Raw genomic sequence first — 24,010 nt, 5'->3', positions numbered from 1 at the left:
GGTTGGGTACAGGCTGAAAACAAAAACGAAATAAAAGAATATTCAGACATTTAATATTACCTTGAATCTGGTACTAAAACCGGAACAGGGGGGATTTCCTTGAGGATTATTATGACAACTGCTGACGTCACGATGTTGCGTCAGACCAATGCATTACCACTTGAATACATGAACTACTTGGAAGAAGAGTTTCTCGGCCTATATCACGCTCTCGGATGCGGTGAAACATTAGATGGTTGGTCTCTTGCCAGAGATGGCTACATGGTCGTCATCGAAGCGGGCGATAACAACCTACAGCCAGTCGGTCTCCGGTATGGATTACGCCAGACCATGCCAGAGTTTGTGGAACTGGTCGAAGCAGGCAACCAACTCATCTACCGGATCGGTGTCCTTTACGACAATGATTTTATGATGTTGTTTTATTCGATGGTCGGTATCCATGACGTTGAAACGGAAACCTGGTTGCAAGAACAGGTAAATCAGAGCGAGAGGATGGTGAAGGCTGATGAAATGCAATAAGGCTGCTACGGAACTCTGCTACTCTCAGATGCGCGATGACCAGTTGCTTGCATCCATTGTTTCTGAAACATCAGCACAATACTTGCTTAACAAGTACGGCAATCTAAAGGAAGTGTTTCTCTACACCTATCAGCAGGAGCTCGAACGGATTCCAGGCATCGGGAAAACAAAAGCATCCCAGCTAAAAGCAATTGCTGAACTGGTATCCCGAATCATACAAGGAGAGCAGAAGACAAAAATCTTTGTACGATCACCCAAAGACATTATGGACCTCGTTTCAGATATGCAATTGCTACGAGTCGAGCAATTTCGTGTATTGTATTTCAACACGAAAAACAGACTCATGCACATGGAGACCATTACACAAGGAACGATAAACGCAACGGTAATCACACCAAGAGAAATCTTTTCACCTGCTGTTCGGCTTCTGGCTAGTTCTGTTGCTCTGGTTCATAATCATCCATCGGGTGATCCTGCACCTTCTTTTGAAGACAAAGAGGTTACCCAACGGATTGTAGAGTCAGGTGAAGCGCTTGGTATCTCCGTCCTCGATCACGTCATTGTTGGTACCGGCTCCTACTATAGCTTCAAGGAACAAGGAATGGTGCTGTAGAGATGCGAGAGAAAAAACGTTACGCGACAGCCGCTATTGTTGAAGAAGTAGGGGTAGGTATCCAACGCCTGTTATGGGAGATGCTCGATGACCGTATCGAGCAAGGTCATGCCTTGGATTACCTGCAAGTGTTTGAATTAAGCGTTATTTTCATTAATGGACAAGCCATACAGCGTGTGTGCAACAGGCAAGAGCAGCCCTGCCTGCAAGTCGAACTCGTTACCCCTCAGATCGAGTCTCCTATCCAGACTACAATATGGATCATTGATGATGGAGACTGCTACACGATGCTATACCCATATGAATACTAGGACGGTGAGTATATGTTTTGCTTGATCATGCGAATTGTGCTGTTGGTAGTGAAGATCATTATTCAGGTGGTATGCAAAGAGAAAGTAGCAACCTATAAACCTGCAACAGTGTAACAAGCTGTAGCTGCCCTTCTGTGAAATACAGGAGGGTAGCGCTTACCGAAAGGAGAATGCACCTTGATTACTCATACACACAGCCCAAACCAAAGATATGCTCTCATGCTGGATATCCTCTCTGACATAATTTTGAACCATGCAAACAAACTTGTACCAAAAGACAAAGTCATAGAGAATACGCAACCAGACTGGAGTTTTTTTCTCCAGAAGCTAGATCAAGAGGCAGACGATGAAATGAACCGAGAGCTAACGGCTCAATTGCTCGGTACTCACGACTATGAGGAGGTTGCCTGATGGAGATGATATTGCCAAATCAACCAGACCGTGTTGCCCTCTATGTCAGAGTAAGTACAGAAGAACAAGCAGAGCATGGATATAGCATCGAGGCTCAATTGGAGCTATTGCGTGAATATTGCAAGCATCATCGAAAAATCATTTACAAAGAGTATATCGATGCAGGTGTATCCGGTAAGTCCGTTCAAGGCAGAAAAGCGATGCAGTCACTTCTAAGCGATGTCAAAGCTGGGTGTTTTACGGAAGTAATTGTTTGGAAAGTCAACCGCCTTGCCCGTAATGCTGTGGATTTACTGGCCATTGTGGAGGCTCTTCACTCAAACGGGGGCACGTTGCATTCCCTCAGCGAGAGCTTTGACAGCCGGACACCTATTGGATCTTTTATTTTGCATATGCTTGGCGCGACAGCGGAATTAGAGCGAAATACCATTATCGAAAATACAAAGCTGGGGATGCTGCAAAGGGCGAAAGATGGCTTTTACTGCAATTCGCAAATCCTGGGGTATGACATTGTTCCAGAGGGAACATGTCAGACACGTTTTTCTGTTCAGCAGAAGGAGGCAAGCATTGTTCACTACTTGTTCCAACTTTATGACGAAGGAAAAGGGTTAAAGGCCATTGTAAATCAGGTGAATCGTGAAGGGTACACCACGAAAAGAGGAAAACCATTTTCCGTTTCAACAGTACGGTCCATCCTCCGAAATCCTGTCTACATTGGCAAGGTGCGATATTCCTCACTGGAGGGGCAGGTTGTTACTAGTGACGGTCTGCATGAGGCAATCATACCTCTTGAGCTGTGGGAACGCGTTCAAGATAAGTATTCTGGTTCAATAAAGAAGCGCGAAAAGGCTGTCCAGCGGGATTATCCACTTACGGGTATATTAAAGTGTCCTGCATGCGGCGGCAGCATGGTTGCTAAGCACATCAAAAAACGGATGGAAAATCGATTCAAATATTATCATTACTACAGCTGTAATCGGTACACCAATAAAGGCAGTAGTGTATGTAAACCAAACAACATTCGGGCTGATGTCATTGAACAAGTAGTTTTGCAAAGGATCGGAGAGTTTCTCTCAAATCCTGTACTGATCCGCGACATTGTTGAGAATACGAACCGCAAACAGGAACAATTGATAGCCCCATTACGGCTTGAACTGGAAAAAGCAGAAAAAGAGTTGCAGCAAGTGAAGTTGCGTCGTCAAAAATATCTTGTCCTGTTTGAAGAAGACGATCTGGAAAAAAGCGAGTTGATCACTCGTTTACGGGAACTGAAAGAGCAGCTACAAGTGCTTTCGGGTCAACAACATGAGCTCTTCCAACAAATCCGTGAAAAAGAGAGCAAGCTCCTGCCCGTAAATACTATTCAGGATGTACTGAACCAACTGAAAGTCCACTTGTTGGCATCGGATCAGACCCAAACGACTACACTGTTACGTTCTTTGGTCGATAAAATCACCATCAACATTCGACGGGAAATGGAGAGTGTCACACTTCATATCGGGGATGCATTACGAAAGCAACTGGAGCAGCCAGCTTAGAAGGGAGATAATACCATGATTGAAAAAAATGTTCGTGTCGCCATTTATGCTCGCGTAAGTACGGAAGAACAGGCGGAACATGGCTACAGTATAGATGCACAGATCGAAACACTCCGAAATTATTGCATGCTTAACAACAAGATCATATACAAGGAATACGTAGATCGCGGTGTTTCCGGTAAGTCAATTGAGGGTCGCTTTGAATTGCAGCGGCTTCTCAAAGATGTGGAAGATGGGCATATCGATGAAATTGTCGTATGGAAAATAAATCGCCTTGCGCGTAAAATGATAGACCTTTTGAAAATGGTTGATCACTTTAGCAAATACAAGGCAGTCTTTCGCAGCTTCACCGAGAACTTTGAAACAGAAACAGCGATGGGCAAGTTTGCCTTGCAAATGCTGGGGGCTGTCGGCGAGCTGGAACGGAATACAATTGTCGAGAACGTAAAAATGGGCATGAAGCAACGGGCAAGAACGGGCAGCCATAATGGAGGCGTAGCCCTGGGTTACCGAAGCGTGTCCAAAGGGGACAAACGAAGCCGAGACACAAGTTTGGAGATCGTGCCAGAGGAAGCGGCTTTGGTTCGCAGGATATTTGACTTGTACGCTTCTGGCAAAGGTCTCCGAGCCATCGCCAATCAACTTAACCACGATGGATATAAAACCAAAAAGGGAAATCCATTCAGTACGACCGCGATCAAGGAGATTGTGACCAACCCACTCTATACGGGGATCATCCGATACAACCGTTTCGAGAACTGGAATGAACACAGGCGGAAGGGCAAAAGTGACAATACCATTATTGTGGAAGGCAACCATGAAGCTATTATCCCGCGGGAACTGTGGGAGAAGGTTCAGATTCTGCATACGGAGAAATCCAAGATCAATCCTCGTGTATTTGATGGCCAATACCTTCTAACCGGTCTTATTCGGTGCCCAGAGTGTGGAGCACCAATGGTAGCGAATCGCACCAAGAACAAGTTGAAGAATGGAACGGTGATCATACGCAGGTACTATTCATGCAGCAACTTCCGAAACAAAGGGACGGCTGTATGCCATGCGAACAGTGTAGGAGCGGACTATGCAGAGCAACATGTATTGGATCGTATCCGTTACGTGATTTCTAACCCTCAATTTCTGCAAAATCTTGTTGACGCCATTAACAATCGAAAAACGAACTCGATAGTACCGCTTCAAAAAGAGAAATGCAGTATCGAGGCAAGCCTCGCCGCAATTGAGGACAAGCGAAAGAAATACTTTGCCTTATATGAAGAAGATGCAATCGACCGCGAGATGTTTGTGACTCGCTTGGATCAGCTCACGACTGAGACGGAAATGCTGCATCGTCGTCAATCAGAAATCGAATATGAGTTGGGAACAGACAGTGCCGAGCCAATTTCTGCGGATTATATTTTGCAGATATTGAAGCAATTTGACGCCCTTGTGGAGCTAGCGGCCCTTGAACAGAAAAAGACCTTGCTCCGGCTGATGATTAACGAGATTCATATCAATGAGAAACGAGAGATAATGTCGATCGAACTGGCTTTTGATGAACAAATGCAGACGCTTTTTTTAAAGGTAGACCCTTCCGCACGCAAAGCGGAAGGGTCGTTATTTTTGTCGAAACAGCAAGCTGCGTTTACATCAAATCCGAAACGGTTCACCCTTGTGCTTTAAGTGTTAGGAGGTGAGAACAGGAGGAATGTACTTCTTCATTTGGACGGACAAGAGCGTTTTTTCAATTCTCGTGCGCAACAAATTACCGCGCAGTTTACTCTCCGTTTGGTAAATCGCTTCAATGGCTTCACGAATAATTTCAGCCTGACAATGATTTTGTGAATAAATGAAATCGACCAATAGAGTAATGACCTCCTCGCATGTTTGGATGCTTCGTATCAGTTGATCTTCTTCGGATACTGTTTGCTCGTATTTTTGCACTAAGTCCTGCATGGCAAGCTCTCCTTTTTGTGGTTTAGAACGTATGTTCTAAGCTTGAATTCACAGTGAGCTCGTAGAGTCCTACCTAGTCGGATTCAAAAATGAAAAATCCTCCTTCTGAACATGCTCAGGAAGGAGGATTTACTTTGTATCTCGGTCATTCCATTGAAACACGGTTTGGATCAAGTGTAGTGCCATTGCCTGATCTTCTTCTGATCGTTGAGACAGCAGTTCGATAATCGAGGACAGACCGGTTTGTCGAACCTTTGGGTCAATGGATTGAAACAGCTCTTCCAGTGACGTACCAAGTCCCGACGTTACTTTGTAAAGTGTCTCGATGGTCAGATTCTTTTCGCCGCGCTCAATCTGTCCAATGTAATTGGTGTGCAATCCAGCTTGTTCAGCCAAATAATCCTGACTCCACCCTTTTTGCTTACGTAGAAAGCGCAACCGTTCGCCCAGCTTTTGCAAGAGATCGTCCATTCTTGTACCACCTCTTACTCAGCTTAAAGCAGAGATTACGGCATTTTAACACACGGAAGATGTTATTTGACCGGATCATAACATTCATAGATAATGAATAGTAAGATTTTACTATCTATAGTGTTACTTTTTAAAATAAAGAACTACTATGTATGGCTTGTCTCAACGTAACAAAACCAAAGAGGGGATTGTCAAATAATGTGGGACCTACTGGCTAACACAGGCTTTTTCGGTTTTATCCTTTGTGCAATTGGAACCATTATTTTCGCGATTAAGCGAAATCGGTTATGGAAGAAGTGTCTGGCTCTGGTCGGAGTATCGTTTGTGTTGTTTGCGATAGGTGTATTCAATATTCCGCCTGATCCAGACAAAGTAAAGCAAGAACTGGAAGCATCTCAGCTAACGTTTAACCAGGGGCAGTCAGCTTTAGAAGCCAAAAGGTATGAGGAAGCTGTTACTGCTTTTCAGCAGGTAGTCAAAGAAGACACCAAAAACTATCAGGTAGCACAGGCTAAGATCAAGGAGTTATCACATCAGGTAGCACAAATCAAATTGGAACGAGCGATCGTACTGTACGAACAAGAAAAATATAAAGAGGCAAAAAGTCTGCTTGAGAATGTGGTTGAAATAGACCCAAGCAGTGTCCAAGCACATTTGTATTATGGGCTAGTAAACCTGGAACCTTTTGAGGCAAGCATGAATGGGTATGAACATGTCAATCAGGCAATTGGGGCTTCCGTGATTCTGACTTATGGTGATCTTGCTTCACGGGAGGAATCCATTGAGAAGAATGAAGCCCTGCATAAGCAGGCAAGAGAATACATTAAGGCCATGCAGGATGCAGTAGATTCAAGCAAAAAGAACGTTGCAAAGGCAATCAAAATTGATCCGGCCTATAAAGAAGCACTTCAGACAACTGAGGTATTACAAACCCTAGAGCAATTATTGGCCAAGATGGATCAGTACCATAAAACATACATCCAAATCGCAGATAAACACCAATCCATTCTGACACTGGAGAAGAAATGGAAAAAGACCTGGGATTCAGGTGATTTTGAAAAGCTGGATGAGATTGACCCAGAAATTAGGCAGGAATATCAGGAATTACAACAAGACATTGAGAGAATGAAGGGAGAAGTAGCTACACTTTCCGAGGAGATTTCCGCACTGCAAAAGCAAGGACAAGACAAGATGAAAGAATTGAAAACGCTGTTCCCTAAACTTTGATAAAGCGGGAACCTTGCACTGTGTGCAAAGCATCTTTCGTCTAAACAGTCTGGACCGAAAAAACATCAGAAGGAGATTAAACCATGAAGAAAATCATGTTTTTCGTGATTGTTGTACTTTTGCTAACCGGATGTAGTTCCGCCAAGTATAAAGAGAATATGGAAGCGGGGAAAAAAGCAATCACTGAAGGAAACTATGATCAAGCAGTCACTGCGCTAAATGTGGCATTGCAAGAAGAGCCAAAAGATGAGGAAGCAAAAAAATTGTTCGATGAAGCCACAAAAATTGTTGAAGCAAGAAATCATGCAAAAGAGCAATTTGATAGTGCCAACAAAGCCTTTGTCGATGGCAATTACAAGGATTCAATTGCGAGCCTTTCATCATTGACTAATCAACAGCCAAAAGATAACGAGACGAAAAAGATAGTGGAAGAAGCAAAGGCGCTTCTCACTCAAGCACAGGCCCTTGAAAAAGAGCTACAGCCAATTCAGGAAGGATTGGATAAAGGAAGACAGCTAGTAAAAGAGGAAAAATACGACGAAGCAGTTGTGGGATTAATGAAGATCACAGACTTAAAGCCTCAAACCGAAAAAGGGAAAAAGATGCTGCAAGAAGCGCAACAGCTTCTGGATCAGGCTATCAATGAGTCATATGAAAAGAACAGTCCGGTTATCAGTACAAAGGATTCGATAAGGAGTAACCTCAAAGTTCTTGACCTAAAAGTAGAAAAGAAAAACGGTACATTTGTCATCGGATATAAGATAAAAAATGATTCCCAAGCTCGGGTTAAATCGATTCGACTAAAGGTAACTCTGTTAGATGTTGATAATAAACCTTTGACTTCAACCGAGGGCTTTGTTAATGAGATACCGGTTGGCGAATATAAAGATGGCGGTACTTATATTGAAAATGATGACATGAGTGTTGCGAGTGTTAATGTGGAGATTATTGATTTTGATATATCTCAATAAAAAATATTCGAGTTTTTTGTGATCCAGACGCAATTTCGTTTGGGTCATTTTTGTTTTGTACAAACATTCATTAAGGAGAGAATAACTATGAAAGAAGCTCATGAGTTAATTACCGAAAAAATTAGGGCTGAATTTGAACAGAATGAGTTGAAACCGGATAGTACTGAATTTGATACAAATGTCTGGGTCTTGGCTGTTGCAATCATTCCATTTGAAGAATGTGTTGAAAACTCGCCATTTCTTCCGTACAACATTAAAGGTGCTATAGGGTATGTACAACAAACAGACGAGCCTGCAAGAAGCCATTATCTCTCCCAAGGAACACCTACTTTCATTGCTAGAGTCGTTCTTGGCATGAATTCAAAGGCTGGAATGTTACCATATGTTGATGGAACGGATGTTTACCTTGTGATTGATGTCGAGAAACAACAAGCTGATTTTATATGGGAAGATGCTTGGGTGGAGGGACCACCAATGTTTCATGGTGGGACTATTCAAGATGCCCTGAAGTGGGTAAGGCAGATGACTGAACCGATTTATCTACTGACTGGGGATAGATAGGATCATATCGGTTATAGCGGAAGTAATATAACCCGCCTTTAGGCGGGTTATTAAGCACTACAAGAGAGGAATACAATTTAGGCCATATAGATACCGATCAGATCTTCAAATCGAATATTGATTTCTCGACTAGCTAAACCGTCCTTCTTAGCTTTCCATAGCTTAGTGAGAAGCTCTAGTTTGGCTTCGCCAACCCCGTAATGAATAAACCGATGGCAATTTGGACAAAGAGCAACAATATTTTCCTCGACGTCAAGACCAGCAGAATAACGTTCCTGTAAGGAAATGGGGATGAAATGGTGGCATTCTAAATAAGGTTTGCCTGTAACGCTAATAAACGTGGAGTGAGCTGGATCAGCTTCACATAAATAGTTGGATGCCTCGAGTGCTTTTAAAGCAACGGATGGATTTCTCGGATATTTCAGACTGTTTGAAGCGGTAGGCAATTTAACCGCTGCAGCCCCAATTTCCTTTTGATAGACATCATCTTCATCATCGATATTCTGTTGGGACTTATAGACAAGGCTTGTTTTATCAAGCCCCTTCATTGCTTGTTCCCATTTTTCAGGGTCCATGGCACCAATGTGGGGAATGTTTTCTCCTTCCTTTGTAAATATGTACCAAATATCATTTGTATTGGCCTCAAAGGAATCTTTGGAAAAGTAAAGTCGCAGTTCTTGTCCCGTTTTCTTTGGATAAACGATGGTAACTTGAGTACGTCGTGAATTGTTGTTCAGATCATGTACAAAAAATTCCTTAAGGGGATTGGCAGTTGAGATTACCCCACCTCTACGAGCGAATGAATCAGGTGGATAAACCGAGTAAATAATGTTTTTCTCGTGAATATCCAGAGTAACACTTCGATCACCAGTTGCCTCGCGATTAGTTACTTGTGAGTACGCACCGTCTTTTGCTCCAAAATAGTTTTTCAATGTGCTTGAGAATTGTGCCATATAATTCACTCCTTTGTTTGGTTTCTTTCTTGTTTGTATTATATTCCAAATGCACCGGATAATCAACCGGTATTTACAGGGTTAATAACCGGTTTGTTATTTGGAACATTATCGATTTAGGATAATGAAAAAAATATTGTAGCAATGACTGTGATATAAGAAGATAGATTTATAGAATTAGGCTACCATAATCCAATCATTGCTTTTATCTGAAAGCGATTATGTGATATAATGTAGTTTTAAAATAATCTAATTCTAATGCTTGTTTTGCAATCCATGATAAAACATACATTCAAGGCATAAAATGAATTGGAAAAGGTGATTTAGATGAGAGTTCTTGACCTGTTTTCCGGCTGTGGAGGGTTGAGCGAGGGATTTGTGCAAGCGGGTTTCGATGTAGCAGTATCAGTTGAAATAGATGAAAAAGCATGTGAAACTCAACGTCGAAATCATCCAGATACCATAATTATTCAGGGAGATTTAACTGAGGTAGGTCCAAACGAGCTTATTGAGCAAACGGGTATAAATGAATTTGATTTAATAATAGGAGGACCACCTTGCCAAGGGTTTTCATTAATTGGAACTAGATTAGGTACTAGTAAAACATTTGGGGAGTTTGGTGAAGATCCTAGGAATAAGCTTTACAAAGAATTTGTTAAGTATGTTCGATATTTTCAACCTAAAATGTTCTTAATGGAGAATGTCCCTGGTCTCTATTCAATGCACAATGGAGCTGTTAAAGAAAACATTGAGCAAGATTTTTCTCTGGATGACCCAGAAGGTAACTTTTTAGGGTACAATGTGAAGTCTCAAATTGTCAGGGCAATTGAATTTGGTGTGCCTCAGAATCGGGAACGTGTTATCTTCATAGGTGTAAGAAAGGATATTAATATAGAATTTGATTATCCAATGCCGATATATAATGAGGACAATTATTTTACGGTTCGAGATGCTATTGGGGATTTGCCACCTTTAGACATTAGAGATGGAAACCATGAAGTACAGCATTTTCCACAAGAAAATCCTTATTTGCACCTTTTAAATGGTAATGCCAACACAGTTAACCGAGATAACGGTTTTAGAGAGGGATTTCTTTATAACCACATATCACGCTTTCATAATGAAAGAGATAGGGAATTATTTCGAATACTCGAACCGTTTCAGAAGCTGAAAGATCTCGATCCAGAGGTAATACCTATTCGGCTTAGAAATGGATTTGAGGACTTTTACAGAAAAATGGATTATGATAAGCCCTCTCCTACGATAATTGCACACTTGCACAAGGATGGATTGGCTTTTATTCACCCAGATGGGAACCAAGCACGTTCAATATCAGTTCGAGAGGCCGCCCGGCTTCAGAGCTTCCCAGATAATTTTGTTTTCCATGGTCCGCAAACGGCAATGTATAAGCAAATAGGTAATGCTGTTCCTCCGCTATTAGCATACCATCTTGCAGTTCATATTCGTGGTATTCTAAATGAAATAAATGAGATGACTGAGCAGCTTACCATTGCTATTCGAAACTAAAAATATGTTGATAAACAAACGTTTTTGTTTGTGAATTCATATTTCACATGGCCTTACTAATGTTCCAGACAGAATACGACTCCTGTAACAACTACAGGAGTTTTTTTATTGTCCTGATTTTTCATCTATCTGTGCCCAAAAGAGAATCGGAAACGTTGTCTTGTGGAGTCAAAACAGGGTAGAAAGTTGATGTGAATGTAACAAACAGGAAAAATGGTTGACTTATTTTTGGATTTCGGTAAAATGGGTTTATAAAAATAAAAAAAGAGGTGCTGCTAGTGCATTTTAATCATTCAACAATTCCATTGTCTGATGAATATAAATATTCAATGATAGAAGCGATTTCTAATGCACATAAAAACGATCTGCAAGAATTTCTTATGGAGTATGACTTAGAGACATTTAATAGTGCTCATTTCCTGAAATGGGACTTCACAAATACAAACATTATAAGAAACCTGCAAGGGCACAGATTTCAGTGTTTAAAAGTTAAAAGAGGACCATGGAAGTTTGTATTAATTTATGACAAAGAAACGATGTTTTTATATTCTTTGATGAGAGATAAACGATTTTCACAATTGCAAGACAGAATTGTTAGGGAGAAAGTGCATTATTTAGACTCGCTTGCAAATATAAATCAAGGCTTTGAAGGAAAAGATAATAAAGAAAGATTCTACCAGCCCAATATGTTTGACATGGATGGTGGATCATGGGAAAGAGAAGTTCAAAATGTGCTAAATGAAATGATTCAAAATATAGATGGCAAAATTAAACAGTATGTTCTAATTTCTTTTTCAGTCGAAAGAAATGAGGTCACATCTGTTTCGGCATACATACCTACAGTAGATTTAGGAATTGCATATGAAGAAAACTGGAATGAATTTATTACAGCAGACTTCAATATACCGTACATTGTTGCGGAAATATCAGAGCAGGAAGAGGAAGAAGATATCGAGTTTGGCCTCCGTGAAGGAATCATCCCCCAGCAGAATGATGATCTTGTCCAACTTAGAGATGAAGAGAAAGAGAAGAGTAAGGAGGAAGACTTCTAGCCTTCTCTTGGGAGGAGTATTATAAATGCCAAGTATTAAAGTTTTTAATGGAGACAGGCTAAGAACGGCGAGAATATATAGAGGCAAAACAATTGCTGAATTGGCGGAAGAGGTCTCCGTTACTAAGCAGGCTATTTCACAGTTTGAGAATGGTAAGAGCCCTGGATTAGAGACATTATTAAGGTTAATTAATGCTTTAGGTTTTCCAAGGGAGTATTTTTTTGAAGAGGATAAGGACCAAATAAAAATAGGTAATACGTATTTTAGAGCGCTTTTAACAACTAATAAAAAAGATCGGTTATCACAAATAGAAAAAACAAAAATGGTGGCAAGAATCTATCACTTTCTTAATAAATATGTTGATTTTCCAAAGCTTAATTTGCCTGATCGGAATTTTACTACAAGTGATATTGAGCATATAGCATCTCTAGTTAGAAACTATTGGGGTTTAGGAAATGAACCAATTTCCAATATGGTTCGACTCCTGGAGAAAAATGGTTTTGTAGTTACCTCTTTTAATACAGGCAGAGATAATGTTGACGCCTTCAGTCAGCGACAAGAAGTGAACGGGAGCGAGTATTACTTTGTTGTGCTGGGGGAAGATAAAAATTCTGCAACAAGACGGCAATTTAATGCAGCACATGAGCTAGGTCACATTCTGCTACATGATTGGTCGCAAGATTTAGAGTTAGTTTCGCGAGATGAATTTCGCCAAATGGAAAACGAAGCAAATCAATTTGCAGCTGCGTTATTACTTCCTAGGGAATCTTTTGTAAATGATTTGATCTACCCCAGTAAATTGGACTATTACATTGAACTAAAGAAAAAGTGGAAAGTTTCAATTGCCGCAATGATTGTAAGGGCATACCAACTAAAAGTGATAAACTACAATCAATATCAGTATCTAATGAGGCAAATCTCAAAAAATGGTTGGCGTACTAAAGAGCCTCTTGATAATGAAATTCAGGTGCCAAAGCCATCAGTGTTGAGAAAAGCTATAGACATTCTTATAACCAATAATGTTTTATCAGGTGAACAAATTGTTCAACAGCTAGCGAAAAACAACAATTTAAGTCTTAACAGCAGTGAGGTTGAAATCTTATTGGGCTTGGAAGAGGGCGCATTAATAAACAAAAACAAAGGTAGTCTAGTAGTCAGCATAAAGAAAAACCAAGTGTTATCTGATAACGAATAGTTTGAGTGTAGAGAAGGGGGTTTCTCTACACTCCTTTTAATATTTTTACTTTGTTTTTGGAGGAGAAGGGTTTGATTAATGAAATAGAATTTAACAAAGGAATCAATAAACTGAAGAGGGACTCTTTTCAAAAGTTTTGCTTTTTCGGGCTCGGTTGCGAAAACGAGAAAATAATAAAAGCACACTCAATTCAAGAAAATAAAATTCTCAGTAATATTTCAGAAGAGGGTAAAGTCTTGCATGTGTGTCACGAAATTGATGAAGGTGGTCTATCATTTGATTTTAAAATAATCGGAAAGGGGATAGCTAGTACTTTTACTGGTTTTTGTAAAACACATGACACAAAAATTTTCCAACCGATTGAAATTTATGACTATCAATTTGGGAACAAAGAACAAGAGTTTTTATTTGCTTATCGAGCATTAGCAATAGGTCATTTTAAAAAAAAGTACCATGAACATGTCATAAATCTTCTGTATCGATCGATACTAGCAAATGATTTAGAAGCGATATATAAATATTTTCCACAGTTCAATAATTTAAGTTCAGAATACATGTTTAAGTTAGGACTTGCTAAAAGTGCAATTGAAGAAACGTGTAGGAAGCTTGAAAAGTTGAGATCTTCGTTTAATACCAATCTTAAAAATAAGAAATATCATCACATAGAAACAAAAGTAATTGTATACGAAATCGAGTATCATATAGCGGTTTCTTCATACATTATTCTCCCTTATGATTTTGAGGGAAGAAAATTGAATTCAAGTGTACCAATATTCTTATCAGTTTTTCCTGAGAACGGAAAAACATATGTTTTACTAAGTTATTTAAAAAAGGAATCAAATTTTTTGAACTTTTTAGATAGTCAACTATTCGAGCAGAGTCCAGATTTTCAGCGGAAAGCATTGTCCAATATAATTGCAAGATATGTAAGTAATTTTTACTTATCTCCTATAAGATGGGCTCATTTATCTAGAACAGAAAAGGAAAAAACACTGAGATTATTAAACAAATGCCTATCAAGTACACCAAACGATAATAGAATAGATATTAACTTATTCTATTAAAACTCCGCATCTTTTGTCTTACTTAAAAATACAACCAATTCTCTAAGAAAATTAAGATTGTTAGATTTGTGGAAACAGGGAGAACATCTTTTCCAAATGGAGGATTTATATGAGTAAGTGGGTATGGGAGAAAGGATACATCAGTAAGGCAGTGAAGAAATTAAGTATCAACCGGATAGTTATTGTATCAGCTTTCTTTTCAGAGTATGGGTTCGACCTCATTCGCGAGTTACAACAGAAAAACAACTTGCAAAAAGAAAGTATAACTCTATATTTATCTAAAGAATTCAGCCTGAAGAAACCTGGCGAATTGTTAGAAAAACTTACGGAGTACGCTACAGTGCATATCGTACACAGGTTGAAGTTGCATGCAAAGGTGTTTATCTTTTATACGGCAGAGGGCACACAAGTCTATCACGGATCGGCCAACTTCACTCGTGGTGGGTTGGAAGAAAATCTGGAGCTAACACAGGAATTAACTTCGGCTGACATTTGCCGGTTGAATGAATTCGTAGAGCATTGTGATACAGCCTCGGACAAGGTTGGAACCGAAATCATTCAGCATTACAAAGATATCACTGATGAATTGGAACAGTTCGCAAAGGTTAATCGAGATGCAGGTCGAAAAATCGATGAAATTTTTATTGATAGCGAGGACCCATTTATGGAATCAGACTACGACTTGACTAGATACTTTATTACTTTCGAGGACTACGAGACTTTTTTTCCAAAATATCAGTTAAAAGATGATTCGATCATCCGCAAAAGGAGGGATACGGTCCGCAAAAAATTGATTGAGTTGAATGCCGTATTGAAACACCAAGCAGTAAAGATGAACTTACATAATCATTGGGCATCTGGAAGAAAACCAGAATTGATTACGTCCCAAATCTCCCCCTCCGAATTTAACCACAAGCGTCTATCTTGGATATGTGTTCGTTACGGTAAGCACAAAAACAATGCCAGAATAGGGGGAGGTATGTCAGAGCATTACGAGAGCTTTATCAAGCATGCTTGTATGCAAGTTTCCATCGTAGCTGAGGGAGTACAAATAGGTCTTTTCCACGCAACGGCAAACGGAGCGATTGACAGGGATTATCTCAAGAGCAACATTGATAGGTTAAAAGATGACATTCATCAGCAAATCGCCAACTTAAGAGGAGAGCAACTGGTTTGGCAAATTTATGATCCGAAAACCAATAATGTAATCAAATCATTTAATATTGACGTGGAAGAGCCTAATAGTTTCGTTAATTTTTACAAAACATATGATGCTGAAGGGTACGAATCCTTTTGTATTTATCATATGCAACCTAACGATGAGAATTTGAAGACGAAAGCAAGTCTGGTTCGGATCGCTACGGATAAAATGGCGAAGCTACATCGCCTTTACCAGTTAATTACTTGGACAATTCCCAATTAACTAGTATGTAATAGGTGGGATTTAGAAAGGGTATTTGGGGAAAGTTGGTTGGGTTTTTGTGTCTATGTTTATTGGGTGTACCAGGAATGGTAGTTTTACTCTTAAATATCCCGCTATTTACAAAATACGCTAGGGACCGGTTTTATTCTAGCCACACATATTTTACCATTAAATGTTTAAGTACAGGAAGTTTTTACTCGGTTTCGTTGCTTTAAAGCGAATAATGTAGGGAGAATTTCAATTGTCTAAGTAATCAGTGTTGAACGTGCTACACGTAGAATGCTCGTTCTTTATTTTAGTCCTCGTCGTTCCATTGAAGGAGAAAATTGACCGTCCGACCCGTTACGGTGAACCGTATCACAAGTGATGGTACACAAAATTAAGAAGGAGTTAATATTGGATAAAAATTATATAACTAGACTAAATGATTGTAAGGGAATTGGAGTAAAGATGTAGCTAAAGATGTATATGTCGTTTCGTGTCTATCAGAAGATTACTACAAATGCTATAATTAAAATGGGTTATTTTGGTTAGGCATAAGTATTCATTTTTGGGAGGCACAAAATGAGTAATGCATACGAAATTGTTACTATAAAAATATCTGATTTGATTATTAGCATAGATAATCCTAGGTTTGAGCCAGTATCTAACCAACATGAAGCTATCGAGATGGTTATCGATAATCAAAAAGATAAACTAGTAGCTCTTGTCAAAGACATACTGGAGGAGGGCTTGAACCCATCGGATTTACCAATTGTTACACCTGATGATACACAAGAAGGGCGTTATGTAGTTTTAGAGGGAAATAGAAGGGTTACAGCATTGAAAATATTACTAGAACCTAAATTAATTCCCGCTCGTTTCAGTAGTATCTCAAAGAGAATTGAAGATTTGAAGAAAAAATTTTCCCACATAAAAATTACTGAGATAGATTGTGTGGCCTATGATGATCCGGACGATGCACTCCATTGGATAGAGCTTAAGCATACTGGAGAGGGAAAAGGTGAAGGGACTGTAAGGTGGGACGGTGTAGCAGTCCAGAGATTTAATGTAACACGGGGAAAAGTATCCCTTGCGCTTCAAGTCGTAGATTTTCTCAGTAATTATCAAGAAACTAGTGAAGAGTTGCGCGAGTATGCTAGAAAAGTTCCCATTACAAACTTGGATAGATTAATTAAAGACCCAGATGTAAGAGCCCTGTTAGGTATAGACTTAAAAGAAGGAACACTCGTATCACAAGTGCATCCAACAGAGGTCATTAAAGGGTTGAGTAAGGTCGTGTATGATCTATCAAATAAAGTGATAACTGTAAATGACATAAAATTAAAAGGAGACCGATTTGATTATTTGGCTTCTTTTAGTGAATTTGATTTACCAAACTTGAATTATACAACATTCAAAGAATGGAATTTTATTGAAGGCTATATTCCCGAAGAGCCTGGGGATGATACGACGGGTAAGGGAACAACAGGCGGCGCAACAGGCGGCGCGACAGGTGGCACAACAGGTGGCACGACAGGTGGCACAACAGGCGGCGCAACAGGTGGTACAACAGGCGGTACAACAGGTGGCACAACAGGTGGCACGACAGGTGGCACAACAGGCGGCGCGACAGGTGGCACAACAGGTGGCACGACAGGTGGCACAACAGGTGGCACGACAGGTGGCACAACAGGCGGCGCAACAGGTGGTACAACAGGTGGCACGACAGGTGGCACAACAGGCGGCGCGACAGGTGGCACAACAGGTGGCACGACAGGTGGCGCAACAGGCGGTACGACAGGTGGCACGACAGGTGGCGCAACAGGCGGCACAAGAAGTAGGCCACATTCAACTCAGAGGAAATATGTGATTCCTACTGGTTTCATTCTAAAAATTGATGATAAGAGAATTAACAATATTTATCTTGAACTTAGGAAGTTAAACGTGAATGAGTTCCCGAATGCGGCCGCTGTGTCTCTAAGGGTATTCATTGAACTAAGTTTAGACTATTATATGAATAAGGTTAGTCTCCCCCATGTCACTAATAATAGTAAACTTGTTCAAAAAATACAGGCAACGGCTAAGTATATGGAAGATAATGGTATTCTTACTAAGCATGAACTTAAGCCTGTTAGAACTGCAACGTCATCGCCAGAAAATATTCTGTCTACAGAAACGCTAAATGCATACGTTCATAATAGATTAATGCAACCAATTGCTAATGATTTAAAGATAACATGGGACAACTTTAGCCCGTTTATTAAGGCTATATTCATCTAAGAGAAAAGTTTGGTGGTGGACTATTTAATGCATCAATACTCTCCGTTAAGGTATCCAGGAGGTAAGTCAAAATTAACAAAGTATATTAAAAAGATGATTGAAACTAATAATTTGCTGGATGGCATTTATGTTGAACCCTATGCTGGTGGAGCCGGGGTGGCAATATGTCTACTTATGCAGGAATATGTTTCATCTATTTGTATTAATGATATTAATAAATCTATATATGCATTTTGGCATGCAGTTTTACATCAAACTGATGATCTGTGTCAACTAATTCATGACACTGAAGTCACTGTTGAAAATTGGGATATACAGAAAGAAGTTCAGAAGAATACAGACAATTACTCTATGTTAGAATTAGGATTTTCAACATTTTTTTTAAATAGAAGTAATAGATCGGGAATTATTAAAGGTGGGATAATTGGAGGTAGAAACCAGGATGGCAAATGGAAGATAGATGCAAGGTATAATAAAAAAAACCTCATTGATAGAATTGAGAAAATTTCATTGTATGGTAATAGAATAAAGTTGTATAACCTAGACGCATCTGATTTCATTAGTACTGTTATTCCAAGTTTTCCTGAAAAGACGTTTATTTACCTTGACCCGCCTTATTTCAATAAAGGGCAAGATTTATATGAAAACCATTATAAGCCGGAAGATCACTCTAATGTTTATGAACAAGTGTCAACCAAGTTAAAGCATAAGTGGATTATCACTTATGATAACGTTCAGGAAATAAAAGATTTGTACGGAAAGTACAGACAACAAGTATATTCCCTTAGCTATAGTGCGGCAAACCGATATCAGGGGAAAGAAGTAATGATTTACAGTGATAATATAATAATACCTGAGGAGAATATTTATAAGAACTGATTTTAATAGTTTACTTTTAATAAACAAGATCTTAAAATACAACCAACAAACTAAACACAAACAACTTTACAAATACTTGATAAACTTTTAAAAGCTTATTCCAACTTGAACTATGAGTTAGGAATGAGCTTTTTTTCATGCTCAAAATCAAAGGAGGAAGAAAACAGATGGCAAAGCGGGTACATGAAAAAGAGGGAACGATAGGATTAATTGCAGATGCCCAAGCAGAATATGAAGCGTTAATGGACGAGGTTCATGGATATTGGGAGCAAGCGAAGGAATTGAGAAAGCAGGCTACAGAATTAAAAGCTTCAAGGAGTACAGATTCGAGGACCGCAGTAGAGATCAGTCAACTACTAGAGCGGGCTAAATACATCGATCAGATGGGGGATGAGAAAGAGGCGCTCCCAAGACTGGAAATTCTCAGTCGAATCCATGTATTACAACGTGAGGCAGAAGGATTAAAGGAAACCATCTTATTTAACCACGGTGTATTAGAACGTAAGGAACAGGAACTCGTTGAAGTAGAACGGGAAGCTACTCTAATGGTAAAGAGAGCACAGGAAAGTATTCAGGAAACAAAGCAGTTGTTGGTGTCGCAACGCGCAAAGCTGAAAGAATTGGAGGGAAACAGAATTGAATAAGTATTTGACTAAAGAGCTTGAACCACTAGACGAAATTGTTAGTGCCATCGCAGAAGATGGATTCATTGAGATTGTGAACGATGAGGATATTATTGAATTGGTCATAGGAGGAATAAACGAATGAAACCATTGAGCCCAGCAGCATTGGAAGCACGACGTGAATATAGAAGACAATACGAACGAGAATATCGCCGTAAATGGATACAGCGCCCTGGCAATAAAGAGAAGAAAAAAGAATATGAGCGTAGATATTGGGAACGTAAGGCAAAGGAAGTAATGCAGTAATACGAGCACCAACGAGAGGGGGCAAAGATGTGTTGCGGGTAGCTTGCACCGTATTATTCTAGCCCCCGAACATTGAAACACGACATAAACCAAACTACATAGTTACAGGAGGGCATAACAAAGATGGACGAAATGACACAGCATGAAAAGTTCCTATGGGAACAACTAAGTTTGCAAACAGAGATCAACTTAAACACAGCATATCTGTTAGACGACTATATAGATTACATCAACGCGGCAGGACTGCGTGAAGAGTTTGAAGCATTCAGGAAAGTAAAGGCACAGCAAGAAATAAGTAAAAGCAGTTAATGTTGAAACATTGATATTGATAGAGATTGAGCGGCTGGGGGCGTGTAGACCTCCCCCGGTCAGGGAAACGAACCCCATGAATTGAGGTTAGGCGGTGAAAGTATGGAGAAAAAGCTATGCGGAGCGAAGACGAAAAGCGGCGAACATTGTAAGAAAGCTGCCCTAGCAAACGGACGTTGTAGATTTCATGGGGGAAAATCTACTGGACCGAAAGACCCCAACAAACTGAAAGGGAACAAGAACGCCTTGAAGCATGGACTGTATGAAACGATATGGCTAGATACATTGACGGATGAAGAGAAGGAACTGTTTGATCTGGTTTCAACTGACCCGACAGTGCAAGTTGAAAATAGGTTCAAATTATCGGAGATACGCATACGGCGCATGATGCATCGCATAAATCAAGAGCAGCAAAGGAAAAAACCGAATCCTGCTGTCATACGATCCATTGAAGAAGGAATAACGAGAATTGAAATGAACATGGTGAGCCTCGTAAGAGAGAGTAGCAGGTTGCTTGAAATGAACAAAGGTAAGAATGATGGGTCTTTAGATAAGCTAGCTGAAATACTTGAGCGCGCAAGGAAAGATCATGCAAGGAAGGAATACCAACGCTAACAGAGAGGGACAAACAGGTGACGAAGCTTGTTCGTTCCCTTTTTTGTGATTGAAACAGTAGGATGACAAAATTCAAAATAAATTTGTTTTACCACGATCACGGTAAAAGAACGGCAGGAAGGATAAAAGGAATTGTAATTTCCTTAATCTAGGTCGTATAGTGTTTACAAAAAAGGAGGCACTGGACATGGGAAACATGAAAATGAAGAGAGTGGTTGGCTACGCCCGAATTTCCTCAGATAGTCAGATAGAGAATACTTCGATAGCGGAGCAAGTGAAAAAGATTGAAGCGTACTGTATCAGTCAAGGCTGGGAATTGGCAGGAATATTTAAGGATGAAGGAGAAAGTGGAAGTACGACTGAACGTGAAGGATACAGAGACATGATGCAATATGTCCAGCAGGCTGAAAACGAAGTGACGGGAGTCGTCGTAGTGAAGGCAGACCGTATACATAGAAGGTTAAGAAACTTGATATTATTGATTGAGGATGAACTGGAGCCTAAAGGGGTTGCCTTCATTAGCGTGTCGGAAAACTTTGATACTTCCACACCGTCAGGGATGATGTTCCTGCAAATGATAGGCTCTTTTTCAGAATTTGAACGGAAGACCATTAACGAACGGACAAAAGGCGGACGAATCGCCACCGCCAAGGGAAATAAATATGCTGGCGGCGCTCCTGCCTTTGGGTATCAGGTACAAAATGGTATTATAATCATAAATGAGCAACAAGCACAAACGGTAAAGAACATATTTCAACTCTATGTAGAGGGGAATATTCCATACAAAATCGCTTGCAAATTGAACCGAGCGGGCATTCGCACTAAAACAGGGAAGGATTGGACTGTCGTACAGGTTCAAAACATTTTGAACAATGAGACGTATACAGGTTTCAATACCTACAACGGGGAAAAAGAACGGAACGGTATCAGACAGAAAGATGTTTTCCCTCGTATCATTAGCCGTCAGTTGTGGAACAAGGCAAGGCAAGTTAGCTAATCGTCGACTAACAATGGGAGGTTAGACAAATGAGCAAATTTCAAGAAGCAATGATGATGTGTTCAGAGGACTACGACGAAATGATTGACATGGCTCTAGCTTTGAAGGACAAGGAATGGTTTGAGGAACTAGTCAAAAAGCAAAAGTGGTTGCGTGAGCTGGAAATCCAAGCACGCCGTGAATTAGGCGTACTCGACTAGCACAGAGGGAACAAGTCAGAGACCAACGAGAACCGGGCGAGATAACGTTTTCAGTGGGTATTACCGTTAATTACGCCGCAGTAGGATAGCAAGCGGTGAGAGCGTGAAAGCTCGTTGGTGATAGTAAACAAAATGACTGACTACTATTGACTCCTGTCTGCCCAGATGTCATAATAACCTCACACAATATACGGATTTTTGTTTAGCAAGATTGACCAAACAAACTTGACACTCTTCCAACTTTTCAATTTTCAAACACTTGATTTGCCCGTCATGGGCGACAAGTGTTTTTTTACGTCTAAAGACCTGAAAATAGGCGAAAGCCTGATAATTAATAATTAGTCGAGTAAGTCTTAAAAAATACACAAGCATGGACAGTAACAAGCTAGTGAGAATGGGAGGGCAGCAAGTGATGAAAGCTAAAGTGTCCATCGACAAATTTGTGGTGGAATATACAGATGTTACGTTTGGAGCTTATTACGGCTTGGTGATTCGAGCGGCGAAAAGCGGCGAGCTATACAAACAGACGATGTACCATGGGGATGGATACAGTCATGAATTGCATCTGAGGAAGGCAGACGGAGCGTATTTGCATGTGTTTTATAGAAACTGGAGAGAGCCAGAAGGAAGCACGTATACATTGCGTTTAGAAACCCGCCCGGAATATTACTTTCATTTCAAGGGAGTTTTGGATAGATTGCGCCGTGTCGCAAACGGTATTTATTATGTGAACTGTGACCTAGCATATGATGTTCAAGCTTCTATGAAAGATGTGGTGGTTTTTCCTAATGACGGTCGGCGAAAGATGAAACATTACAAGGGAACACGTTATTTTGGGGATAAGCACCAACGTAAAACGAATGGTTTCTGTCGAAATTACAATAAGAGATTGGAGTTACTAGAGAATCAGAACGTTGTTATTGACCATGAATTAACCCGAATTGAGATTGTAGATAAGCCAGAAAAGAGGATACCAGTAGAAGAGTTACTCCATCACCCACCAAAACAGAACAAGCACTACTTTGCAGCGGTAGTTACTGATTGGGGTAACCTGCCAAAGAAGCGAGCACAACAGGCACGCCAATTAAGAGATGGAGTAGAGATTGAAAAGAAGAAAGATTGGTACACAAGGAAAGTAGTAAAAGAAACCCTTGCTCCTTCGTCTCAAGTGGATTTCAACGAGTTAGCAAGGGAAGCATGGGAGCCGCTATTAGAAGAACTGTGTGGGGTATTGCTTGGGCAGCAGGAACCACAAGTTCAAGAGCGACAGTTACAAATGGCAGTAACAAATACAGTATACGATGAACCGAGAGAAGAAAACGACAGCAAAAACGTAGGTTGTGCAGATTTTGGAAAATATCGTATACTTCGCAACAATACAGGAGTACGCAAACGATTAAACCAGCAAAGAATGACTGGGTTATTTGAGTTGAGAAAAAAGACAGGTGCTCGTTGGAGTGTGCCTTCTTCAAGAGCCCAACAAAAAAATTTCAACTTTTTTTATCCTCCACTTTATGAAAACGCTTTCTTTAATATATATAGGATGTCAGCAAATTTCTTGAAGGAGGAAGCGTTTATGAAAGACAAGCAAATCAAAGGACATTATGTGAGGGAAGAATACTTGAAGCAAAGGATTCAAGCGTTAGACGCTGCCATTGGGCATTTAGTTAGATTCAATGCTAAAGTTGGCGGTACAACTCTAAACCTCTGTGAGGTAGCCGATGTTGTAGACCTGTTAGACGAACAAAAAGCTAAAGCTGAGCAAGAACTGTATCATGTTAGACGCTGCATTCTCGATCTTCATATGAAGCAATCTACGAAAAGCGTTAGTTAAGGGGTGGCATTATGACTGGTAATCAAATTGTCAAGCCATCAGCAGAGAGCGTCAAGAGAACAGAAGTTGTTAGAGTTCTTGCTGAATTGATCAGAAAGTATGCTCATAGGAAATCGAAATAATTAAGTTTTTCAAAATAGGTAGGCGCACGGGTGTTTAGCGCTTACCTATTTTCTCATAAAAGAAATGCTGAGGTGAA

27 protein-coding genes are annotated in these 24,010 nt (G+C 40.1%); 24 read left to right on the top strand and 3 right to left on the bottom strand.

Annotated elements, in window-relative coordinates:
* Positions 1-99 precede the first annotated feature (99 nt).
* The 6 genes from AB1L17_RS18500 (at position 100) to AB1L17_RS18475 (ending at position 5,069) form a co-directional block, all read left to right on the top strand.
* A complete protein-coding gene (locus AB1L17_RS18500; RefSeq protein WP_412846422.1) occupies positions 100-519 on the top strand; it encodes a hypothetical protein in 420 nt (139 codons plus the stop codon).
* Positions 506-1,132 carry a RadC family protein gene (gene radC / locus AB1L17_RS18495; RefSeq protein ID WP_142067171.1) on the top strand — a complete coding sequence of 209 codons (627 nt, stop codon included), beginning with the start codon at positions 506-508 and terminating at the stop codon, positions 1,130-1,132. Before AB1L17_RS18500 ends, radC begins: the two co-directional genes overlap by 14 nt.
* A 2-nt stretch (positions 1,133-1,134) precedes the next feature.
* A complete protein-coding gene (locus AB1L17_RS18490; protein WP_412846421.1) occupies positions 1,135-1,443 on the top strand; it encodes a DUF960 family protein in 309 nt (102 codons plus the stop codon).
* Between the two features lie 177 nt (positions 1,444-1,620).
* On the top strand, positions 1,621-1,854 hold the full coding sequence (locus tag AB1L17_RS18485) for a hypothetical protein (RefSeq protein ID WP_412846420.1): 234 nt from the start codon (positions 1,621-1,623) through the stop codon (positions 1,852-1,854).
* On the top strand, positions 1,854-3,392 hold the full coding sequence (locus tag AB1L17_RS18480; protein ID WP_412846419.1) for a recombinase family protein: 1,539 nt from the start codon (positions 1,854-1,856) through the stop codon (positions 3,390-3,392). Before AB1L17_RS18485 ends, AB1L17_RS18480 begins: the two co-directional genes overlap by 1 nt.
* 15 nt (positions 3,393-3,407) lie before the next feature.
* Positions 3,408-5,069, top strand: a complete 1,662-nt coding sequence (locus AB1L17_RS18475; RefSeq protein ID WP_412846418.1) for a recombinase family protein — start codon at positions 3,408-3,410, stop codon at positions 5,067-5,069.
* A gap of 3 nt (positions 5,070-5,072) precedes the next feature.
* Here the strand turns inward: AB1L17_RS18475 and AB1L17_RS18470 are convergent, their stop codons facing one another.
* The gene (locus tag AB1L17_RS18470) at positions 5,073-5,342 is read right to left on the bottom strand and encodes a hypothetical protein (RefSeq protein WP_412846417.1); all 270 of its coding nucleotides are present in this window, start codon (positions 5,340-5,342) and stop codon (positions 5,073-5,075) included.
* A gap of 129 nt (positions 5,343-5,471) precedes the next feature.
* Positions 5,472-5,813, bottom strand: a complete 342-nt coding sequence (locus AB1L17_RS18465) for a type II toxin-antitoxin system RelB family anti-toxin (RefSeq protein ID WP_412846416.1) — start codon at positions 5,811-5,813, stop codon at positions 5,472-5,474.
* 198 nt (positions 5,814-6,011) lie between these two features.
* On the opposite strand from AB1L17_RS18465, the gene AB1L17_RS18460 reads away from it, so the two are divergent.
* The 3 genes from AB1L17_RS18460 (at position 6,012) to AB1L17_RS18450 (ending at position 8,572) form a co-directional block, all read left to right on the top strand.
* Entirely contained in the window at positions 6,012-7,040 is a 1,029-nt protein-coding gene (locus tag AB1L17_RS18460; protein ID WP_412846415.1) for a tetratricopeptide repeat protein, read from the top strand.
* An 83-nt stretch (positions 7,041-7,123) separates the two neighbouring features.
* Complete coding sequence (locus tag AB1L17_RS18455) at positions 7,124-8,011, top strand: COG3014 family protein (RefSeq protein ID WP_412846414.1); 888 nt, start codon at positions 7,124-7,126, stop codon at positions 8,009-8,011.
* 87 nt (positions 8,012-8,098) lie between these two features.
* Positions 8,099-8,572 (top strand): hypothetical protein, encoded by a 474-nt coding sequence (locus tag AB1L17_RS18450; protein WP_412846413.1) that lies wholly within the window; start codon positions 8,099-8,101, stop codon positions 8,570-8,572.
* Positions 8,573-8,649: 77 nt separating this feature from the next.
* On the opposite strand, the gene AB1L17_RS18445 is transcribed toward AB1L17_RS18450, so the two are convergent.
* Positions 8,650-9,525, bottom strand: a complete 876-nt coding sequence (locus tag AB1L17_RS18445; protein ID WP_412846412.1) for an HNH endonuclease — start codon at positions 9,523-9,525, stop codon at positions 8,650-8,652.
* Positions 9,526-9,852: 327 nt separating this feature from the next.
* Here AB1L17_RS18445 and AB1L17_RS18440 point away from each other — a divergent pair, with 327 nt between their 5' ends.
* From AB1L17_RS18440 to AB1L17_RS18370, 15 genes are all read left to right on the top strand, one after another.
* Positions 9,853-11,052, top strand: coding sequence for a DNA cytosine methyltransferase (locus AB1L17_RS18440; protein ID WP_412846411.1), 1,200 nt, complete (start codon positions 9,853-9,855; stop codon positions 11,050-11,052).
* Positions 11,053-11,330: 278 nt separating this feature from the next.
* Entirely contained in the window at positions 11,331-12,104 is a 774-nt protein-coding gene (locus tag AB1L17_RS18435) for a DUF5986 family protein (RefSeq protein ID WP_412846410.1), read from the top strand.
* 25 nt (positions 12,105-12,129) lie between these two features.
* Complete coding sequence (locus AB1L17_RS18430; RefSeq protein WP_412846409.1) at positions 12,130-13,299, top strand: type II toxin-antitoxin system RelB family anti-toxin; 1,170 nt, start codon at positions 12,130-12,132, stop codon at positions 13,297-13,299.
* Between the two features lie 71 nt (positions 13,300-13,370).
* Positions 13,371-14,363 carry a hypothetical protein gene (locus tag AB1L17_RS18425; protein WP_412846408.1) on the top strand — a complete coding sequence of 331 codons (993 nt, stop codon included), beginning with the start codon at positions 13,371-13,373 and terminating at the stop codon, positions 14,361-14,363.
* A gap of 109 nt (positions 14,364-14,472) precedes the next feature.
* The gene (locus AB1L17_RS18420; RefSeq protein ID WP_412846407.1) at positions 14,473-15,786 is read left to right on the top strand and encodes a phospholipase D family protein; all 1,314 of its coding nucleotides are present in this window, start codon (positions 14,473-14,475) and stop codon (positions 15,784-15,786) included.
* Between the two features lie 564 nt (positions 15,787-16,350).
* Positions 16,351-18,048 (top strand): ParB/RepB/Spo0J family partition protein, encoded by a 1,698-nt coding sequence (locus AB1L17_RS18415; RefSeq protein WP_412846406.1) that lies wholly within the window; start codon positions 16,351-16,353, stop codon positions 18,046-18,048.
* A 12-nt stretch (positions 18,049-18,060) separates the two neighbouring features.
* Positions 18,061-18,927, top strand: coding sequence for a DNA adenine methylase (locus AB1L17_RS18410; RefSeq protein ID WP_412846405.1), 867 nt, complete (start codon positions 18,061-18,063; stop codon positions 18,925-18,927).
* Positions 18,928-19,094: 167 nt separating this feature from the next.
* Positions 19,095-19,571, top strand: a complete 477-nt coding sequence (locus AB1L17_RS18405) for a hypothetical protein (RefSeq protein WP_412846404.1) — start codon at positions 19,095-19,097, stop codon at positions 19,569-19,571.
* Positions 19,564-19,695 carry a hypothetical protein gene (locus AB1L17_RS18400; protein ID WP_412846403.1) on the top strand — a complete coding sequence of 44 codons (132 nt, stop codon included), beginning with the start codon at positions 19,564-19,566 and terminating at the stop codon, positions 19,693-19,695. Before AB1L17_RS18405 ends, AB1L17_RS18400 begins: the two co-directional genes overlap by 8 nt.
* Positions 19,692-19,856: a hypothetical protein gene (locus AB1L17_RS18395; protein ID WP_412846402.1), complete on the top strand. Its 165-nt coding sequence runs from the start codon at positions 19,692-19,694 to the stop codon at positions 19,854-19,856. Before AB1L17_RS18400 ends, AB1L17_RS18395 begins: the two co-directional genes overlap by 4 nt.
* 123 nt (positions 19,857-19,979) lie before the next feature.
* A complete protein-coding gene (locus tag AB1L17_RS18390; RefSeq protein WP_412846401.1) occupies positions 19,980-20,165 on the top strand; it encodes a hypothetical protein in 186 nt (61 codons plus the stop codon).
* A 102-nt stretch (positions 20,166-20,267) separates the two neighbouring features.
* Positions 20,268-20,780, top strand: coding sequence for an HGGxSTG domain-containing protein (locus tag AB1L17_RS18385; protein WP_412846400.1), 513 nt, complete (start codon positions 20,268-20,270; stop codon positions 20,778-20,780).
* A gap of 187 nt (positions 20,781-20,967) precedes the next feature.
* Entirely contained in the window at positions 20,968-21,777 is an 810-nt protein-coding gene (locus AB1L17_RS18380) for a recombinase family protein (protein ID WP_412846399.1), read from the top strand.
* A 29-nt stretch (positions 21,778-21,806) separates the two neighbouring features.
* Positions 21,807-21,977, top strand: a complete 171-nt coding sequence (locus AB1L17_RS18375) for an IDEAL domain-containing protein (protein ID WP_157696755.1) — start codon at positions 21,807-21,809, stop codon at positions 21,975-21,977.
* Between the two features lie 412 nt (positions 21,978-22,389).
* Positions 22,390-23,811, top strand: a complete 1,422-nt coding sequence (locus AB1L17_RS18370; protein ID WP_409176441.1) for a hypothetical protein — start codon at positions 22,390-22,392, stop codon at positions 23,809-23,811.
* Positions 23,812-24,010 lie beyond the last annotated feature (199 nt).

It is taken from the genome of Brevibacillus jepli (genome assembly GCF_047229145.1).
GTDB lineage: Bacteria > Bacillota > Bacilli > Brevibacillales > Brevibacillaceae > Brevibacillus.
This window is presented reverse-complemented; position numbering and strand designations above follow the sequence as displayed.

What these genes read in the sequence shown, in the direction of transcription:
- AB1L17_RS18490 (WP_412846421.1), top strand. Translation starts at nt 1,135, where the DNA reads ATGCGAGAGAAAAAACGTTACGCGACAGCCGCTATTGTTGAAGAAGTA.
- AB1L17_RS18455 (WP_412846414.1), top strand. Translation starts at nt 7,124, where the DNA reads ATGAAGAAAATCATGTTTTTCGTGATTGTTGTACTTTTGCTAACCGGA.
- AB1L17_RS18405 (WP_412846404.1), top strand. Translation starts at nt 19,095, where the DNA reads ATGGCAAAGCGGGTACATGAAAAAGAGGGAACGATAGGATTAATTGCA.
- AB1L17_RS18375 (WP_157696755.1), top strand. Translation starts at nt 21,807, where the DNA reads ATGAGCAAATTTCAAGAAGCAATGATGATGTGTTCAGAGGACTACGAC.
- AB1L17_RS18440 (WP_412846411.1), top strand. Translation starts at nt 9,853, where the DNA reads ATGAGAGTTCTTGACCTGTTTTCCGGCTGTGGAGGGTTGAGCGAGGGA.
- AB1L17_RS18430 (WP_412846409.1), top strand. Translation starts at nt 12,130, where the DNA reads ATGCCAAGTATTAAAGTTTTTAATGGAGACAGGCTAAGAACGGCGAGA.
- AB1L17_RS18395 (WP_412846402.1), top strand. Translation starts at nt 19,692, where the DNA reads ATGAAACCATTGAGCCCAGCAGCATTGGAAGCACGACGTGAATATAGA.
- AB1L17_RS18445 (WP_412846412.1), bottom strand. Translation starts at nt 9,525, where the DNA reads ATGGCACAATTCTCAAGCACATTGAAAAACTATTTTGGAGCAAAAGAC.
- AB1L17_RS18465 (WP_412846416.1), bottom strand. Translation starts at nt 5,813, where the DNA reads ATGGACGATCTCTTGCAAAAGCTGGGCGAACGGTTGCGCTTTCTACGT.
- AB1L17_RS18420 (WP_412846407.1), top strand. Translation starts at nt 14,473, where the DNA reads ATGAGTAAGTGGGTATGGGAGAAAGGATACATCAGTAAGGCAGTGAAG.
- AB1L17_RS18385 (WP_412846400.1), top strand. Translation starts at nt 20,268, where the DNA reads ATGGAGAAAAAGCTATGCGGAGCGAAGACGAAAAGCGGCGAACATTGT.
- AB1L17_RS18480 (WP_412846419.1), top strand. Translation starts at nt 1,854, where the DNA reads ATGGAGATGATATTGCCAAATCAACCAGACCGTGTTGCCCTCTATGTC.
- AB1L17_RS18390 (WP_412846401.1), top strand. Translation starts at nt 19,980, where the DNA reads ATGGACGAAATGACACAGCATGAAAAGTTCCTATGGGAACAACTAAGT.
- AB1L17_RS18475 (WP_412846418.1), top strand. Translation starts at nt 3,408, where the DNA reads ATGATTGAAAAAAATGTTCGTGTCGCCATTTATGCTCGCGTAAGTACG.
- AB1L17_RS18450 (WP_412846413.1), top strand. Translation starts at nt 8,099, where the DNA reads ATGAAAGAAGCTCATGAGTTAATTACCGAAAAAATTAGGGCTGAATTT.
- AB1L17_RS18460 (WP_412846415.1), top strand. Translation starts at nt 6,012, where the DNA reads ATGTGGGACCTACTGGCTAACACAGGCTTTTTCGGTTTTATCCTTTGT.
- AB1L17_RS18380 (WP_412846399.1), top strand. Translation starts at nt 20,968, where the DNA reads ATGGGAAACATGAAAATGAAGAGAGTGGTTGGCTACGCCCGAATTTCC.
- AB1L17_RS18370 (WP_409176441.1), top strand. Translation starts at nt 22,390, where the DNA reads ATGAAAGCTAAAGTGTCCATCGACAAATTTGTGGTGGAATATACAGAT.
- radC (WP_142067171.1), top strand. Translation starts at nt 506, where the DNA reads ATGAAATGCAATAAGGCTGCTACGGAACTCTGCTACTCTCAGATGCGC.
- AB1L17_RS18470 (WP_412846417.1), bottom strand. Translation starts at nt 5,342, where the DNA reads ATGCAGGACTTAGTGCAAAAATACGAGCAAACAGTATCCGAAGAAGAT.
- AB1L17_RS18415 (WP_412846406.1), top strand. Translation starts at nt 16,351, where the DNA reads ATGAGTAATGCATACGAAATTGTTACTATAAAAATATCTGATTTGATT.